The sequence below is a fragment of the Janthinobacterium sp. BJB301 genome (assembly GCF_002735685.1).
GTDB lineage: Bacteria > Pseudomonadota > Gammaproteobacteria > Burkholderiales > Burkholderiaceae_D > Janthinobacterium > Janthinobacterium lividum.
Window position 1 is genome coordinate 736,612 of sequence record NZ_PDZJ01000001.1, and the last position, 17,366, is coordinate 753,977.

Genomic DNA, 17,366 nt, shown 5'->3' on the forward strand with positions numbered 1-17,366 from the left:
GCAGCCCCTTTGTTTGTTTGCCCGTGTCCACCATTTCTCCCTCCCTCGATACTTTTAGCGACCTGTACGCCAGCCACCATGGCTGGCTGTATAACTGGCTGTGGCGCAAGCTCGGTTGCCGCGACGGTGCGGCCGACCTGGCGCAGGACACCTTCGTGCGCATGCTGGCGACGCAGTCGGCGGACAGCCTGCGCGAACCGCGCGCCTACCTGAGCACGGTGGCCAATGGATTGCTGGTCAATCACTGGCGCCGCCTGACCCTGGAGCGCACGTTTCTGGCGGCCCTGGCCGGCCGTCCCGAAATGACGGCGCCGTCGCCCGAAGAGCGGGCCCTCGTGGTGGAAGCCCTGTGCCGCATCGACGCCATGCTCGATACCTTGTCGCCGCGCGCACGCCAGGCTTTCCTGCTGGCGCAGCTCGACGGCCTGACGTATGCGCAGATCGCCGGCCAGCTGGATGTATCCGAACGCATGGTGAAAAAATACATGGCGCAAGCCATGCTGCAATGCATGCTGTGCATGGATGATGCCGCCTAAGCCAGGCGCCGCCATGCCGCCGGCCGACTACGCCATCTTGCAGGAAGCGGCCGAATGGTTCGCCGTGCTGCGCGGCGAAGACGCCGATCCTGCCGACCAGCAAGCCTGGGAGCGCTGGCATGCCAGCTCGCCTGCCCACCGCGCCGCCTGGCGCCGGGTGGAAGCCGTCAGCGCCGAATTTCGCCAGCTGCCCGGCGAACCGGCGCGCCAGGCGCTCGACGCTGCTGGGCCGCGCCAGAGCGATACCCAGCGCCGCAGCCTGGTCAAGGGCTTGCTGGCGCTGTGCCTGACGGCCGGCATGGGTGGCGCCGCGCTGCTGCGGCGCGATACGCGTAGCTGGGTCGCCAGTCTGCATGCGGGCGAAAAAACGCCGGTCGGCGCTATCCGCCAGCTGGCGCTGGCCGACGGTTCGCAACTGTGGCTGAACACGGCCACGTCCCTCGACATTGATTACAGCGACACGCTGCGCCGCATCGCCCTGCATGGCGGCGAAATCTATCTCGCCTCCGCGCGCGACAGCCGCCAGCCGGCGCGCGCGCTCGTGGTCGACACCGTGCACGGCCGCCTGCGCGCGCTGGGCACGCGTTTCAGCGTGCAGCCGCAAGGCGATGCCACTTTGCTGGCCGTCTACGAGGGCAGTGTCGAGGTGGCGCCCCGCGATGGCGGCGTGCCGCGCATCGTGCCGGCCGGCCAGCAGGTGCGCTTTGGCGACGGTTTTATCGGCGAGCCATACGCCGCCGACCCGAACGGGGCCGCCTGGATCGAGTATCGTTTGCAGCCGGAACAGATGCGGCTCGATGATTTCCTCGCGCAACTGTCGCGCTACCGGCGCGGCCACCTGGGCTGCGCGCCCGAAGTGGCCCATTTGCGCCTGGTGGGCAGCTATCCGCTGGCCGACACGGACCGCATCCTGGCGGCGCTGGAAGCGACCTTGCCCGTCAGGATCAACCGCGTGCACGACTGGTGGGTCACGGTGGAAGCCCAGTTGCCCAATCAAAACAGTAAATAAGAATATTTCTCAAAACGGGTTCCCTTTTTGAAAAGTTGTTTGGCAAGGTAGAAGTAACTTGCTCAACATCAATGAGGAATGCCGTGTCGTCGTACCCCATCTCCCTGCCGTTTGCCCGCCGTCTGCTGCCGCTGTCCCTGGCTGCGGCGCTGCTGGCCGTGCCTGCCATGCATGCCATGGCAGCGGCGGCGGAAGAGACCGTGCACAGCTTCCGCATCGCCGCCGCACCCCTGGGCCAGGCCCTGCGCCAGTTTGCGGGCCAGGCGGGAATCTTGCTGTCGGCCGAAGGCGGCTTGACGCAGGGCAAACGCAGCGCCGGCTTGAACGCCACCGTGGCCACGGGCCAGGGCTTGCAGCAATTGCTGGCAGGCACGGGCCTCGTGGCCGTGCAGTTGCCGGACGGAAGTTACATCGTGCGTCTGGCCCCCACGCCCCTGCGCGCCGACCTGGACAGGGAGGGCGCCGGTTTGCAAGTGCTGGCGCCCGTCACCGTGCAGGGCAGCGGCGACGATGGCTACCGCCGCGCCAGTTCTTCCGCCGCCAGCCGCAACGATACGGCCTTGCATGACACGCCGCAGGCCGTCAGCGTGGTGAGCCGCGAATTGATACGCGACCAGGACATGCGCACCCTGGCCGATGCCATGCGCTACATGCCGGGAGTGGGCATGGCCGCGGGCGAGGGCAACCGCGATACGGCGGTGATGCGCGGCAACAGCTCGACCTCGGATTTTTATCTGGACGGCATGCGCGACGACGTGCAGTACTACCGCGATTTCTACAATATCGAAGCGGTCGAGGCCATCAAGGGGCCGAACGCCCTGGTCTTCGGCCGCGGCGGCGGCGGTGGCATCATCAACCGGGCCACCAAGCAGCCACAATGGACGAACGACGGTGAAGCGAGCGTGAGCCTGGGCGCCTGGCGCAACCGGCGCGCCGCGCTCGATGTGCAACAGGTCTTCGGCGGCGATGTCGCCGTGCGCGTCAATGCCATGGCGGAAAACAGCGATTCTTTTCGCCAGGGCGTCAAGGTGCGCCGCAGCGCCATCAATCCCGTGCTGGCCTGGCGCCTGTCGCCGCGCACCACCGTGCAAGCCAGCTATGAACATTTTCGCGACGACCGCGTGACGGACCGGGGCCTGCCTTCGTACCAGGGGCGGCCGTTCGACACGGACCCGTCCACGTTTTTCGGCATCGCCGGCAGCAGCCCGTCGTGGGCGTATATCGATGCGCTGGGCGTGACCTTCGAACATGATATGGGCGGTGGCGCAAGCCTGCGCAACCGCACGCGCCTGGCCGATTACGACAAGCTGTACCAGAACGCCTTTCCCGGCCCCGTCAGCGCCGATGGCGAGAACGTGACCGTGCTGGCGTACAACAGCGCCACCAGGCGACGCAACCTGTTCAACCAGACGGACGTCGAGTGGACGGTGGCGGCCGGGACCGTGCGGCACCGGTTGACGGCGGGCGGCGAACTGGGCCGCCAGACGACGGACAATCTGCGCAACACCGGCTATTTCACGACTCTGGGCGACAACGTCACCCACATCAGCCTGCCTACATCGCATCCCGTGACGGACTTGCCCGTCACTTTCCGCCCCAGCGCCACGGATGCGGACAACCATGGCGTGGCCGATACGGCCGCCCTGTACCTGCAGGACCAGGTCCGCTTCAGCCCGCAATGGCAGGCGATTGCCGGCCTGCGCTACGAGCGCTTTGCCGTCGATTTCGTCAACAAGCGTACTGGCGCGCGCATCGCCCGCACGGATACGCCGTGGTCGCCGCGCGCCGCCCTCATTTACCAGCCCGTGCCCGCGCTGTCGCTGTATGCCAGCGTCAGCCAATCGTTCCTGCCGCGCGCGGGTGAACAGCTGGCATCGTTGACGCCCAGCAATGCCGTCTTCGAGCCGGAGCGTTTCCGCAACGTGGAGCTGGGCGTCAAATGGGAGGTGACGCCGCTACTCTCCGCCAGCGCGGCCGTGTACCGCCTGGAACGCAGCAATGTGGCCGTCACCGACCCCGCCGATACGACGCGGGCGATGCTGGTCGACGGCCAGCGCAGCGAGGGCCTGGAACTGGACGTGAATGGCAAGGTCCAAGCTGGCTGGAGCATCGCCGGCGGCTATGCGTGGCAGCGCGCCGTGCTGACGGCCACGCAGGCGACGACGGCCGTGGAGGGCGCCACGGTGGCGCATGTGCCCAGGCACAGCCTGTCGCTGTGGAACCGCTACGATTTTTCGCCCGCCTTGGGCGCCGGCCTGGGCGTGATCGCTCGCAGCGCCGTGTACGCCTCGGTGTCGAATACGGTGGTATTGCCCGGCTTTACCCGTGTCGATGGCGCCGTCTACTTCAAGCCGCAGGGAAATTTTCAGCTGCAGCTGAATGTGGAAAATTTATTCAACAAGAAATATTACGCCTCCGCCCACAGCAACGACAACATCGCGCCCGGTTCGCCCCGGGCCTTGCGCATGACGGCGCTGTGGCGGTTCTAGTTTTGTAGGCGCCAGGTTTGCAGTACCCAAGCAATCAACGAGCCAGCCAACTGCCGGGGGCAGTAGCCAGCCAATTTATTCCATCCGATACATTGAAAGATAGTGATGACATCGAAAGACAAAGCGGGCGTTACCATCCGCAGCCGCAAGCACCACACCACTTCCACGCCGCGCATGCATGGCACGGCCCTGGCCGCGTTTGCCACCCTGGCCATGCCGCTGGCGCTGCACGCGCAAACGACGGACAAGCCGCAGCAGTTGCAGGAAGTCAAGGTCGTGGGCACGGCTGACCGCCTGATCCAGGCGCCCGTCAAATCGGCCAACGACAAGCTGACGGCGCCGCTGCTGGACACGCCGAAATCCGTCACCGTGATTCCTGCCGAAATCATTTCGCAAACGGGCGCCGTCTCGCTGACGGATGCGCTGCGTACCGTGCCGGGCATCACCATCGGCGCCGGCGAAGGCGGCAACCCCGTGGGCGACAACCTGTTTATCCGCGGCTACAACGCGCAAACGGATACGTATATCGATGGCATCCGCGACACGGGTTCGCAATCGCGTGAAATCTTTGCGCTGGAACAAATCGAAGTCGTCAAAGGCCCGAACTCGGCCTACGGTGGACGCTCGTCCGCAGGCGGCGGCGTGAACCTGATCAGCAAGACGCCGAAGGCGGAAGATTTCACCAACGCCACCGTCGGCCTGGGCAGCGCCAAGTACCGCCGCGCCACGGCGGACGTGAACCGTGTGATCAGCGACGACGTGGCCGTGCGCCTGAACGTGATGGCGCACGATGCCCACGTTGCCGGCCGCGACTTCATCAATGGCGACCGCTGGGGCATCGCGCCATCGATCACCTTCGGCCTGAAATCGGCCACGCAGGCGACCCTCAGCTACTACCACATGCAGTCGAGCGAATTGCCAGACACCGGCTTGCCGTTCAACAACCCGTTCTCGTCGGGCGCCAACGTGTCGAAAAACGGCAATGGCACGTCCGTCAACGTGCCGCGCGACACCTTCTATGGCCTGGTGAACCGCGATTTCCGCGACACGCAGAGCGATATCGGCACCATCGACGTGCGCCATGACTTCGGCAACAAATTGATTTTGCGCAACGTGACCCGTTACGGCAAGACCAGCAACGACTACGTGTGGACCCAGCCCGACGATTCCAAGGGCAACACCATGCTGTACGGCACCGTCTGGCGCCGCGCCAACACGCGCACGACCGATACGGACGCGCTGGCCAATGCGACCAGCCTGGGCGGCGAATTCCTGGCCGGCGGCGTGAAGCACACCTACACGGTGGGCCTGGAAGTCGGCCGCGAGGAAACGGATCGCAGTTCGTATCTGTTCAGCCCGGGGACGAACAATTTCCTCACCAAGTCGACCACTTGCCCCACGTCGGGCGCCGCCACCGGCTACAACTGCGCGCCCTTGCTCAACCCGAACGCCAACGACCCATGGGTCTACACGCGCACGGTGTCGCCGGCACGCACGAACATCGTCACCAACACGCGTTCCGTGTACGGTTTCGATACCATCGAGTTCACGCCGCAATGGCTGCTCAACGTGGGCATCCGCTGGGATGACTACAAGAGTTCGCTGAACACGCCGCAATACACGCTCGACGGCAAGACCACCGCCGCCACCAGCGCCAATGTGCACGCTACCTTCGCCAGCTACCAGGCCGGCCTGGTCTACAAGCCATCGACCAACAGCAGCGTGTATATTTCCTACGGCACTTCGTCCACGCCACCGGGCAATGACGGCGGCGACGGCATCGACGGCTTGACGGTCGCCATCCAGAACCTGAAGCCGCAAGAAAGCAAGAGCTTCGAGCTGGGCACGAAATGGGAAGTGCTGCCGGGTGGCCGCCTGTCCGTGAGCGGCGCCTATTTCCAGAGCGACATGAGCAATGCGCGCGTGACGGCACCGGACGGCACCACGCAAAACGTGGGCGACAAGCAAGTCAAGGGTATCGAGCTGGGCGTGAGCGGCAATATCACCAAGGAATGGTCGGTGTTTGGCGGCTACACCCACCTGAACGCCATCGTGGAAAACAATGGCTATGTCACGAATGGCGTGATCAATGGCGTGACGCAATACGCGCCGTCGCCGTACAACGGCAACCAGTTCCCCACCACGCCGAAAAACAGCGCCTCGCTGTGGACCTCCTACCTGGTCACGCCCGCCATCACGGTGGGTGGCGGCGTGAACTACGTCGATAAAGTCTATGCGAACGTGGCCAACAACAAGTTTGCCCCCGCTTACACGCGCTTCGACGCCATGGCCAGCTATGTGGTCAACCGCAATGTGACCCTGCAGCTGAACATCCAGAACCTGACGAACAAGCTGTACTTCGACAAGGTTTCCTCTCCGCACTATGCTGGCGTGGCCCCTGGCCGTTCCGCAACCGTGACGGCCAACATCAAGTTCTGATGTTTGCCCGTTTGATGTAGCACAAGGCGCCGCACCCGGCAGATTGGGGCGGCGCTTTTTTTCATTTCCCGGTTCCCTTTTGACGTTCTCGCTTGGCAAAGTAGGGAGAGCAGAACGCACAAGCGGAGAATCCCATGCAAGACATTCAATACCAGGGCGATGGCCGCGTGTTCGAGCGTTTGCGCGCCGTGCGCCTGCGCCCGACCAGCGCGCGCATCTGCATCTTGCAAGTGCTGGCCGGCACGCAGCGGCAAGCGATGAATGCGGAAAGCATTTATCAGCAACTGCTGCACATCGGCATTGCCGTCAGCCTGGGCACGATTTACCGCGTGCTCAAGGAAATGGAACTGGCCGGCTTGCTGCTGCGCGAGCGCGAAGCTAGCGCCAGCGGCAACAAGGCGCGCTACCTGATCAAGCCCGACCAGGTGGAGACGGACAGCTGCTATCTCGTGTGCAGGGTCTGCGAACGCAGCGTGCTGGTGCAGGATGCGGCGCTGGTGGAACAGCTGCGCCAGACGGTGGTGGCGCACGGCATGGACATCGGCGCCAACGTGATTTCCGTACAGATGCGCTGCAGCCAGTGCGCCGGGGAAGCGCAAGCGGGGCGGGGCAAGCCCTTGCGGGCCGCCTGACGGCGCCGCCTTTTGATGCGGCGCAACATTGCGGCAAGGCCATCCTCCTCCTCGCCGCGCGCATTAGGCGCTACAATAGGGAATCTCTTTATTCTCCCTGACTCGTCTTCTGCTGCCATGACCACTTCCACACCGAATCTTGTCGTCACCCCATCCGCCCACCCCCTGTCCGACGCCGAGCGCGCCGCGCGCATGGTCAATCCTGCCTTCGGCCGCATCTTCACCGACCACATGGTGGTGATTCCTTACCGCGACGGCAAGTGGCAGCAGGGCGAATTGAAGGCCTACGGCCCTTTGACGCTGGACCCGTCCGCGTCGTCCCTGCATTACGGCCAGGCCATCTTCGAAGGCTATAAAGCGTTTGCCCAGCCGGACGGCAGCATCAAGACCTTCCGTCCGGAACAGAATGCCGAGCGCTTCAACCGCAGCGCCGCGCGCCTGGCCATGCCGGCCATTCCTGTCGAGCTGTTCCTGGAAGCGGGCGACGCGCTCATCTCGCAAGACCGCAACTGGGTGCCGAAGAATACGGGCGAGAGCCTGTACATGCGTCCGCTGATGATCGCCACCGACCCGTACCTGGGCGTGCGTCCATCGGAAGAATACCTGTTCGTGCTGTTCGCCTCGCCAGCCGGCGCCTACTTCCCGAAAGGCGTGAAGCCCGTCACCGTGTGGATCAGCGAAGACTTCGTGCGCGCCGCGCCGGGCGGCACCGGTGAAGCCAAATGCGCGGGTAACTATGCGGCCAGCCTGATGGCCCAGTCGCAAGCGCAAGAGAAGGGCTGCGATCAGGTTGTGTGGCTGGACGCCGTGCACCGCGAATTCATCGAAGAAATGGGCGGCATGAATTTGTTCTTCGTTTACAAGGATGGCGAGAAAGTCACCGTCGTGACGCCGGAATTGACGGGCACCTTGTTGCCTGGCATCACCCGCCGCAGCCTGCTGGAAATGGCGAAAGACCTCGGCTATGCGACGGAAGAGCGTAAATTGTCCGTCCAGCAATGGCGCGACGACATCGCCTCGGGCCGCATGACCGAAGTGTTCGCCTGCGGCACGGCCGCCGTCATCACGCCCGTGGGCGTGGCCAAGGCCAATGGCTTTGAAATGACCATCAACAACAATGAAAATGGCGCCGTTACCCTGGCCCTGCGCGAAGCGCTGCTGGGCTTGCAGCATGGCACGGCGGCTGATACGCACGGCTGGATGCATAAAGTTTGCTAAGTTGATGGTGTAATTTCCATACCGCGCCGGCACTCAGTTGCCGGCGTTTTTATATCTTGAAGGAAGCTCGATGAAAATTCGCTCTGTCTTGCCCGCGCTGGCCGCCGTGTTCCTCAGCCTGTCTGCCGGCGCCGTCCACGCGGCCGACGCCAGCTGCGCCATTCCCCGCAATGTCAGCTACTACGATTACGACGTCAAGCCGTCGGACGAGAAAAACACGTGCTACAAGCAAAGCACCAACGTGCCCACCGATTACTTCATGCTGGCGCTGTCGTGGTCGCCAGGCTTTTGCGACAGCCAGCGCCGCCGTGGCGCAGTGTCGAAGAAGGCTGCCTTCCAGTGCGCCGAGAGCAACCAGTTCGGCTGGATCGTGCATGGCTTGTGGGCGCAGTCGGCCAATCCGGCCAGCTGCGAAGACATTTCCGTGACGCCGCCGCGCAAGACGGACATGCACCCGCGCTATTGCAAGGGCAATCTGCCGAAGCTGGCGCCGTCCGACATCCTGCCCTACATGTGCATGCAGCCGGGCGAAGCCTTGCTGCAGGGTGAATGGGAAAAGCATGGTGCCTGCGATTTCGATACGGCCAAGGAATATTTCGAAAAGGAACGCGAACTGTTCCAGGCCTTGAAGTTGCCGGATTCCACCATGCCAAAGAACGAGCTGTTCCAGTGGATGAAGCAGCATAACCCGCAACTGAAGGGCCGTTGGCTCGGCTATGAAAAGCATTCGGGCGAGTTGCGCATCTGTTATTCGAAAGACTTCAAGGTCATCGACTGCCAGAAGTAGGCTGGCCTCTCCTGCAGGTTTCTTACATACATGTTAGTGTATTGTCCGGATCAGCAAGATGAACAGGTAGTATATGCAGCAGTCTATGCGGCAGCAAACGCAAGCCGTGATGGTGGGCGAGGACGGCTTGCCGCCCGGCGCCCGTGTATGGGCCATGCTGGCGCTGGCCATCGGCGTGGGCATGGCTTCGCTCGATACGGCGATTGCCAACACGGCCTTGCCGGCCATCGCCAGCGAGCTGCACACGACGCCGGCCGCCTCCGTCTGGATCGTCAACGTGTACCAGCTGGCCATGGTGGCGACCTTGCTGCCGTTTTCCGCCCTCGGCGAAATCGCCGGCTACCGGCGCGTATTCATCTCCGGCATGTTTTTATTTACCCTAGCTTCGCTCGCTTGCGCACTGGCCTGGTCCTTGCCCTCACTGGTGGTGGCGCGCCTGTTCCAGGGCGTCGGCGCCAGCGCCATGATGAGCGTCAATACGGCGCTGCTGCGCGCGCTGTACCCTAAACACTTGCTGGGACGCGCGTTCGGCAACAATGCGCTGGTGGTGGCTGTCGCGTTCGCCATCGGCCCCACGGCCGCCTCCTTGATCCTGGCGACGGCGTCGTGGCCGTGGCTGTTCGCCATCAATGTGCCGCTGGGCGTGGCCGGCTTCTTCCTCGCCAGCCGCATGCTGCCGGCGACCAGACTGTCCGGGCATACCCTCGATGCGCGCACGGCGCTGTACAACGTGGGCGCTTTCGGCTTGCTGATCCTGTTGTTTGGCGATGCGGCCCATCACGCGGCCCTGTCGACCTTGCTGCCGGAACTGGTGGCGGTAGTGATCTTCTTTATTTTGCTGCTGCGCCGCCAAGCGGGGCACGCAGCCCCGATGCTGCCGATCGACCTGTTTCGCCGTCCATTATTCCTGCTGTCGTCGCTGACGGCCATCTGCACGTTTGCCGCGCAGGGGCTGGCCTTCGTCTCGCTGCCGTTTTATTTTGAAGTCACCTTGGGCCGTTCGCCCGTCGAAACGGGCTTTTTGATGACGCCGTGGGCCGTGCTGGTGGCCGTGATGGCGCCCGTCGCCGGGCGCCTCAGCGACCGCTATTCGCCGGGCGTGCTGGGCGGCATCGGCTTGGCGGCGCTGGCCGGCGGCTTGCTGACACTGGTGTGGATACCGGCCCACCCCAGCGTGTTCGACATCGGCTGGCGCATGGCCTTGTGCGGCATCGGTTTCGGTTTCTTCCAGGCGCCCAATTTAAAGGCCATCATGGGCAGCGCGCCGCCCGAGCGGGCCGGCGGCGCCAGCGGCGTGGTGGCCACGTCGCGCCTGATCGGGCAAGCCACGGGCGCGGCGCTGGTCGCGTATTGCTTCACGGTTTCCGCCACGCGTGGCACGACGTATGCGCTGTGCCTGGCGGCAGGCTTCGCCGCCGTGGCCAGCATTGCCAGCTTCTCGCGCCTGGTGGTGGCGCAGCCGGCGTGGTTGCAAGGCAAGCGCGACTGACAGGTACAAATCAGACGTCGATGGCCTTGTCCGACTGCATGCGCTTGCGCAGTTCGAACTTCTGGATCTTGCCCGTCGACGTGCGGGGCAGGGGGCCGAAATAAATGGCTTTCGGCACCTTGAATCCGGCCAGGTTGTTCTTGCAGAAGGCGATCAATTCCGCTTCCGTCACCGTGCCGCCTTCGCGCAGCTCGACGAAGGCGCATGGTGTCTCGCCCCATTTTTCGTCCGGCTGGGCGATGACGGCGGCGGCCAGCACCTGCGGATGGTGGTACAGCGCGTCTTCCACTTCCACGCTGGAAATGTTTTCTCCGCCGGAAATGATGATGTCCTTGCTGCGGTCCTTCAGCTTGATATAGCCATCCGGATACATGACGCCGAGGTCGCCCGTGTGGAACCAGCCGCCGGCGAACGCTTCCTGCGTCGCTTTTTCATTTTTCAGATAGCCCTTCATGCAGATATTGCCGCGGAACATGATCTCGCCGATCTGTTCGCCGTCGGCCGCCACCGGCTGCATGGTCTCCGGGTCCAGCACGGCCACGGCGCTTTGCAGGTGGTAGCGCACGCCCTGGCGCGACTTCAGCACGGCCCGCTCTTCCTGACTCAAGGCCGCCCACTCGTCCTGCTCGGCGCAGATGGCGGCCGGGCCGTACACTTCCGTCAAGCCATACGAGTGGATCAAGTCAAAACCCATGGCTTCGATCTTCGCCACCATGGCGGCCGGCGGCGGTGCGCCAGCCACCATGCCGCGCACGGTCCAGTCGATTCCGTCGCGCCAGTTGGCGGGCGCATTGGCCAGCGCTGCATGCACGATGGGCGCGGCGCAATAGTGGGTGATGCGCAATTCGCGCATCAGGTCGAACACGAGTTTTGGTTCGAACTTGCGCAGGCACACGTTGACGCCGGCCCGCGCGGCCACGGTCCACGGGAAGCACCAGCCATTGCAATGGAACATCGGTAATGTCCATAAATACACGGCATGCTTGGGCATGTCCCACTCTAATATGTTTGACAGGGCGTTCAGGGCCGCGCCGCGGTGGTGGTAGACGACGCCTTTCGGATCGCCCGTGGTGCCGGACGTGTAGTTCAAAGCGATGGCGTCCCACTCGTCGGCTGGTGGCTGCCAGTCATAGTCGGGGTCGCCGCTGGCCAGCAAGCTTTCGTAGTCGAGGTCGGCAAATGCTTCCACTTCCGGTCCCAGCACGTCGTTGACCTGGATCACGCGCAAGCCGGGAATCTGCGCCGCCATCTGGCGCGCCAGTTCGGCAAATTCCGTGTCGGCCAGCAAGACCTTGGCTTGGCCATGGCGCAGCATGAAGGTCAGGGAGGCCAGGTCGAGGCGGATATTCAGGGCGTTGAGGACGGCGCCGGCCATCGGGACGCCAAAGCTCGCTTCCACCATGGCGGGGGTGTTCGGCAACATCACGGCCACCGTGTCGCCCGTGCCCACGCCCAGCTTGATGAGGCCGGAGGCGAGGCGGCGCGTGCGCGCATAGGTTTCGCCCCATGTCTGGCGCACGGCGCCATGTGCAATTGCCAGGCGATTGCCATATACTGCGGCTGCCCTGGCGATATAGTCGAGCGGGGTGAGGGCGGCGTAGTTGGCGCTGTTTTTGCCGAGGCCGGTGTTGAAATCAGCTGTCATGCTTGTCTCCTGGTAAAAAATTCTGCAGCTCCCTGTTTCGGGATTGATACCGGTTAGCATAGCACCGGCGCTGGAAAATCACTGTCATCTTAGTGACAACTGCGGTGACAAGTGACGCGTGACAACTGAAGGATGAAATGGATAGCAACGATAGTGTAGACCGTGCCGTGCCCGAACTCGACAGCCACGACTGGTTCACGGCCCTCGATACCGGGCATCAGGCCCTGTTGCGCGCTGGCAGCGTGATCCGGCATTTCGAGGCAGGCGCCTTCATCACGCGGCGCGGCGAACCATCGGCGCACTGGATCGGCGTGCACACGGGCTTGATCAAGCTGGCCGTCTACAACGCCGATGGGCGCGGCGCCACGTTTTCCGGCGTGCCGGCCGGTGGCTGGTGCGGCGAGGGCAGCGTGCTCAAGCGCGAACTGCGCCGCTACGACGTGGTGGCCGTGCGCGCATCGCGCATCATCCTCGTGCCGGTGGACCTGTTTCATCTGCTGCTGGCCGAGAGCCTCTCCTTCAATGCCTTCGTCATCCGCCAGCTGAACGAGCGCATGGGCCAATTCATCGCCACCATCCAGAACCAGCGCCTGCTGGCCGTCGACGCGCAAGTGGCGCAAGCCATTGCGCAACTGTTCCACCCCATGCTATACCCGCGCACGTCCAGCGTGCTTGAGCTGTCGCAGGAAGAAATCGGCTTGCTGACCGGCATTTCGCGCCAGCGCGTGAACCAGGCGCTGGGCCATCTGGCCGAGCTGAACCTGATCAGCATCGCCTACCAGTCCATCCGCGTCGTCGACCTGGACGGCTTGCGCCGTTATGGCGTGGCGTCGCTGTGATGACAGACCGGACGCGCGATGTGTGGCATGCTGGCGGCTCGTTCACCACCTTGACCTGACGCATGGCCCTCGTTTCCGATCATCCCTTGCACCTGCTGGGCTTGCGCTTTCCGCTCCGGTTGCGCGTTACCGTGCGCCAGGGCTTTGTGACCTTGCACAATGAAATCACCACCAAGAAACTGGCCAGCGGCGACAGTTTCGTCGTGCCCGCTTTCCTGCGCTTTGCCTGCGACGTGATGCCGGGGCGGGGCAAGCCGGCCGTGTTCACCCTGGCGCTGGAAGGCGATGAGCCCGATGGCGGACACGGCGGCGGCAAGCGCTGGAGCCAGGCGCTGGCGCAGCACATCTTTGATACGCCGCAAGGCAAATGGACGGCTGCGCGCCTGGCGACCCTGTGGCAAGTGACGCCGCACAAGGCCAGGGCGCGCCTGTTTTCCGAGGGCGAGGCATTGCTCAGCCTGGTGCGCGAACAGCGCCTGGCGCACGCGCTGCACACGGCGGCGCAAGCGGATGCCGATGGCGGGCACGGCGAGCGCGACCTGGCGCAAGTGGCGGCCGGCTCCGGCTTTGCCTCGATCCCCGCGTTTTGCGATGCCTGCGTGGACGTGGCGGGCGTGCGCCCCAGCCTGTTCCTGCGCGGCCAGGCGGGCGCGCCTGCGCAACGCGATAGCCAGACTCCGTTATAATCGGGGCCATGGGATCATTATTGAAGCGCAAACAGTGGCATATGTGGTTCGCCTGCCTGGCGATACTGCTCAATGCGCTGTCGCCATCCCTGTCGTATGCGTTTGCTTCGCTGCATGCGAACGCGAACAATGCCGCCGTCGAGATTTGCTCGGCCAGCGGCGCTGTCTACACGCAAGCGGACCTGGCGCCAGCCGCCAAATCCATCACTGATTCCGTGCTGCACCACATCGAGCATTGCCCGTTCTGCATGAGCCATGCGGGTAGTGTGGCCTTGCCTGCGCCGACCTTGTCTCCGTTGCCCGTGATCACGGGCCACGACCTGTATCCGCCATTGTTTTACCAGGCGCCGCGGGCCCCGTTCGCCTGGCTGGCCGCCAGCCCGCGCGGCCCGCCTCTGGCTGCCTGAATACACCAGTCACGCCTTCCACGTCTTAACTGTATCCACTACGCCCATCGGGCCAGAATGCCATGAAACGTCGTCTTTTTCTTCTCGCCGGTACGGCGGGATTGCTCACGCTTGCCGCTTGCGAACCCGCGCCGAAACCCCATTACAACGGCCTCGACTTGACTGGAGGCGATTACAAGCCCGACTTCAAGTTGAGCGGCCCCGACGGCAAGGTTTACACCCTGGCCGATTTCAAGGGCAAATATGTGATGGTCTTCTTTGGCTTTACGCAATGCCCGGACGTGTGTCCGACAGCCCTGTCGCGCGCGCTGGAAATCCGCCAGAAACTGGGGCCGGATGCCGATAAGCTGCAAGTGATCTTCATCAGCATCGACCCCGAGCGCGACACGCCCGAGTTGCTGGGCGAATACATGCGCGCCTTCGACCCCAGTTTCCTGGGCTTGCGCACGGACCCGCAGGCGACGGCGCAGACGGCCTTCAATTACAAGGTCTTCTACCGCCGTGTGCCGAGCGGCAGTTCCTACACGATGGACCACACGGCCATCAGCTATGTGCTTGATGCCGAAGGACGCATGCGCCTGGGTTTGAAGCACCAGTTGACGGGCGACGAGTGCGTGCAGGATATCAAGACCCTGATGAAATCGAAATACACCTTATAACCATACCGAGGAATGATCATGACCCATTTGAAAACCCTGCTGGCCACGGCCCTGGCCGTGCTGTCCTTCTCCGCCGCTGCCCAGACTTCCGTGCAGATTACCGACCCGTGGGTGCGCGCCACCGTGCCGCAGCAAAAAGCCACGGGCGCCTTCATGCAGATCACGGCGCCGAAAGCCATGCGCCTGCTGGAAGTGCGCTCGCCCGTGGCCGGCGTGGCGGAAATCCATGAAATGAGCATGACGGACAATATGATGCGCATGCGCCAGGTCAAGGAAATCGCCTTGCCAGCCGGCAAAGCCGTCGAACTGAAACCGGGCGGCTACCACGTGATGCTGCTGGAACTCAAAGGGCAGGTGAAGGCGGGCGACAAGATCCCGCTGACCCTCGTCGTCGAAGGCGAGGACAAGCGCCGCGAAACGATCGAAGTCAATGCCGTGGCCCGTCCGCTGGGCGCCACCTCGACGTCATCCGCGATGCCGGCGATGAAGCACTAAGCGACGGCAATACCCTTGCAAAGCCCGGTTCGCCGGGTTTTTTTGCGTCCATTTGAAAATTAAACAGCTGTTTGATACAATGCTGAATAATATTAAACAGATGTTTAAATGATGGGAATGGCATGACAGAAGAAGTCGAAACGGCGCGCACGCGCATCCTGCAGGCGGCGGTCCAGCTGTTTGCCGACGAAGGCTACAAGCTCGCGTCCGTGCGCAGGATCTGCGAGGCGGCCCACGTTAACGTGGCGATGGTCAACTATTATTTTCATGGCAAGGAAGAGCTGTACCTGGCCGCCTTCGACCATGCGCGTGCGCTGGCGCGTGCCTCGGCCGCTGCCGCGCCGGAGGCGGGCCCAGCGGCGGCCGTGGCGCCCGTGGAACAGTTGCGCCTGGCGATAGAAGCGATGGTCTTCGACATGCTGCGTCCGGGAGCGGCTTCGCTGTTCAGCCGCCTGGTGGCGCGCGAATTGATCGAACCCACGTCCGCCATCCACATGCTGGCAGACCGCGATGTGCGCGCGCACCACGCCCTGTTTACAGGCTTGATCCGTGGCGTGGTGGGCGAGGCCATGCCGGCGGACGTGCTGCAGAAATGCGTGTTCAGCGTGATCGGCCAGGCCGTGTTCTATGCCCGTTCGCGCATCGTGCATGAACTGGTGGCACCGGAAATTACCTATGACGAGACTGGCACTGCCAGCATTGCGCAGCATGTCGCCGCGTTCTCGCTGGCGGCCCTCGACGGCTTGCGCCGCCAATATGCTGTGCAGGCGGGCGCATGAAAGCGCGCAACCTGACCCTGGTGCTGGCCGGGCTGGCCATGCTGGGCCCGTTCGCCACCGATACCTTCCTGCCGTCATTTCCCGCGATCGGCACGCATTTCGACGTCAGCAGCGTACTGGTGCAGCAGACCCTGAGCGTCTACCTGGCCGCCTATGCCTTCATGACCTTGTTTTACGGCACCTTGTCCGATTCGTTCGGCCGCCGTCCCGTGATTCTCGCCTCGCTGCTGATCTTTGCCGTGGGCTCCATCGGCGCCGCGTTTGCCCCCAGCTTTGGCTGGCTGCTGTTCTTCCGCGGCATGCAGGGCGCCTCGGCGGGGGCGGGCAGGGTCATCGGCCAAGCCATCGTGCGCGACAGCCTCTCGGGCGCGGCCGCACAGAAGATGCTGGCCAATATCATGATGGTGTTCGGCATCGCGCCCGCCATCGCGCCCATCATCGGCGGCTGGTTGCACGTGGCGTATGGCTGGCAATCGACGTTCGTGTTCACCTTTTCCGTCACGGTGCTGCTGTTGCTCGCCTGCCTGAAAGGCTTGCCGGAAAGTTTATCCGTCGAGCAACGTCAACCTTTTCACCCAGGCAACATCGCGCGCAATTACTGGCTGGCCTTGCGCCACCGGGCGTTCCTGCTGCGTTCGCTGGCCGTGGCCTTTGCGTTTGGCGGCTTTGCCCTGTACATCGCCTCGGCCCCGCATTTCATCCTGGAACTGCTGCACCTGCCAGAAACGGCCTTCGGCTGGATGTTCATCCCCATGGTGGCGGGCCTGGTGGGCGGCTCGGCGCTGTCAGGCAAGCTGGCCCATGCGGTGAAAAGCGCCGTGCTGGTGCGCTGGGGCTTGCTGGCCATGGCGGCCACGGGCGCGCTCAATATTGCCTACAACCACTGGTTCGCGGCCAGCATCCCGTTCGCCGTCGTGCCCGTAATGCTGTACGCGTTCGGCATGTCGCTGGCCTTGCCGGGCATGACCATGTCGACGCTCGACATTTTCCCGCAGATGCGGGGCTTGGCTGCCTCCTTGCAAAACTTCGTGCAAATGCTGGTGTTTGCGCTCGTGTCCGGTTTTGTCGCACCATTGTTGTTCGACAGTGCGTTCAAATTGGCGCTGGGGCAGGCCTCTGCCGTGGCGCTGGCCGCGTTTTTCTGGTGGCTGGGCACGCGCCAGGACGCGGCGCAGGGCGTGATGAGTATTGCCAAAACGGCATGAGCGGAGTTTGAAAAGGTAGGCATGCTTCCTGCTTTGTTACACTGTGACAATC

16 protein-coding genes are annotated in these 17,366 nt (G+C 63.6%); 15 read left to right on the forward strand and 1 reads right to left on the reverse strand.

Features of this window, described 5'->3' with window-relative positions; genetic code table 11:
- Positions 1 to 23: 23 nt before the first annotated feature.
- The 8 genes from CSQ91_RS03345 to CSQ91_RS03380 all read left to right on the forward strand — a co-directional run bounded on the left by CSQ91_RS03345 (position 24) and on the right by CSQ91_RS03380 (position 10,599).
- The gene (locus tag CSQ91_RS03345; RefSeq protein WP_373630472.1) at positions 24 to 536 is read left to right on the forward strand and encodes a sigma-70 family RNA polymerase sigma factor; all 513 of its coding nucleotides are present in this window, start codon (positions 24 to 26) and stop codon (positions 534 to 536) included.
- On the forward strand, positions 526 to 1,545 hold the full coding sequence (locus tag CSQ91_RS03350; protein ID WP_099388550.1) for a FecR domain-containing protein: 1,020 nt from the start codon (positions 526 to 528) through the stop codon (positions 1,543 to 1,545). Before CSQ91_RS03345 ends, CSQ91_RS03350 begins: the two co-directional genes overlap by 11 nt.
- A gap of 83 nt (positions 1,546 to 1,628) precedes the next feature.
- Positions 1,629 to 4,034 (forward strand): TonB-dependent siderophore receptor, encoded by a 2,406-nt coding sequence (locus CSQ91_RS03355; protein WP_143450935.1) that lies wholly within the window; start codon positions 1,629 to 1,631, stop codon positions 4,032 to 4,034.
- Between the two features lie 105 nt (positions 4,035 to 4,139).
- Positions 4,140 to 6,473 carry a TonB-dependent receptor gene (locus CSQ91_RS03360; protein ID WP_257217203.1) on the forward strand — a complete coding sequence of 778 codons (2,334 nt, stop codon included), beginning with the start codon at positions 4,140 to 4,142 and terminating at the stop codon, positions 6,471 to 6,473.
- Positions 6,474 to 6,607: 134 nt separating this feature from the next.
- Entirely contained in the window at positions 6,608 to 7,105 is a 498-nt protein-coding gene (locus tag CSQ91_RS03365) for a Fur family transcriptional regulator (protein ID WP_099387377.1), read from the forward strand.
- A 117-nt stretch (positions 7,106 to 7,222) separates the two neighbouring features.
- A complete protein-coding gene (locus CSQ91_RS03370; protein ID WP_092610671.1) occupies positions 7,223 to 8,323 on the forward strand; it encodes a branched-chain amino acid aminotransferase in 1,101 nt (366 codons plus the stop codon).
- Positions 8,324 to 8,393: 70 nt separating this feature from the next.
- Entirely contained in the window at positions 8,394 to 9,110 is a 717-nt protein-coding gene (locus tag CSQ91_RS03375; RefSeq protein WP_099387378.1) for a ribonuclease T2 family protein, read from the forward strand.
- A gap of 73 nt (positions 9,111 to 9,183) precedes the next feature.
- Positions 9,184 to 10,599 (forward strand): MFS transporter, encoded by a 1,416-nt coding sequence (locus CSQ91_RS03380; RefSeq protein ID WP_099387379.1) that lies wholly within the window; start codon positions 9,184 to 9,186, stop codon positions 10,597 to 10,599.
- A 10-nt stretch (positions 10,600 to 10,609) separates the two neighbouring features.
- Here CSQ91_RS03380 and CSQ91_RS03385 read toward each other — a convergent pair whose 3' ends face one another.
- On the reverse strand, positions 10,610 to 12,244 hold the full coding sequence (locus tag CSQ91_RS03385; RefSeq protein WP_092610677.1) for an acyl-CoA synthetase: 1,635 nt from the start codon (positions 12,242 to 12,244) through the stop codon (positions 10,610 to 10,612).
- Between the two features lie 137 nt (positions 12,245 to 12,381).
- Between CSQ91_RS03385 and CSQ91_RS03390 the strand changes: the two genes are divergently transcribed.
- The 7 genes from CSQ91_RS03390 to CSQ91_RS03420 all read left to right on the forward strand — a co-directional run bounded on the left by CSQ91_RS03390 (position 12,382) and on the right by CSQ91_RS03420 (position 17,314).
- Entirely contained in the window at positions 12,382 to 13,083 is a 702-nt protein-coding gene (locus CSQ91_RS03390) for a Crp/Fnr family transcriptional regulator (protein WP_099387380.1), read from the forward strand.
- 62 nt (positions 13,084 to 13,145) lie between these two features.
- Entirely contained in the window at positions 13,146 to 13,769 is a 624-nt protein-coding gene (locus CSQ91_RS03395; protein WP_092610683.1) for a hypothetical protein, read from the forward strand.
- A 20-nt stretch (positions 13,770 to 13,789) separates the two neighbouring features.
- On the forward strand, positions 13,790 to 14,176 hold the full coding sequence (locus CSQ91_RS03400; protein ID WP_257217204.1) for a DUF2946 domain-containing protein: 387 nt from the start codon (positions 13,790 to 13,792) through the stop codon (positions 14,174 to 14,176).
- A gap of 62 nt (positions 14,177 to 14,238) precedes the next feature.
- Positions 14,239 to 14,835 (forward strand): SCO family protein, encoded by a 597-nt coding sequence (locus CSQ91_RS03405; RefSeq protein WP_070279155.1) that lies wholly within the window; start codon positions 14,239 to 14,241, stop codon positions 14,833 to 14,835.
- 18 nt (positions 14,836 to 14,853) lie between these two features.
- Entirely contained in the window at positions 14,854 to 15,330 is a 477-nt protein-coding gene (locus tag CSQ91_RS03410) for a copper chaperone PCu(A)C (protein ID WP_180278329.1), read from the forward strand.
- A 122-nt stretch (positions 15,331 to 15,452) separates the two neighbouring features.
- The gene (locus tag CSQ91_RS03415; protein ID WP_099387382.1) at positions 15,453 to 16,109 is read left to right on the forward strand and encodes a CerR family C-terminal domain-containing protein; all 657 of its coding nucleotides are present in this window, start codon (positions 15,453 to 15,455) and stop codon (positions 16,107 to 16,109) included.
- Complete coding sequence (locus CSQ91_RS03420; protein WP_099387383.1) at positions 16,106 to 17,314, forward strand: multidrug effflux MFS transporter; 1,209 nt, start codon at positions 16,106 to 16,108, stop codon at positions 17,312 to 17,314. The genes CSQ91_RS03415 and CSQ91_RS03420 overlap by 4 nt, the downstream gene beginning before the upstream one ends.
- Positions 17,315 to 17,366: the final 52 nt, after the last annotated feature.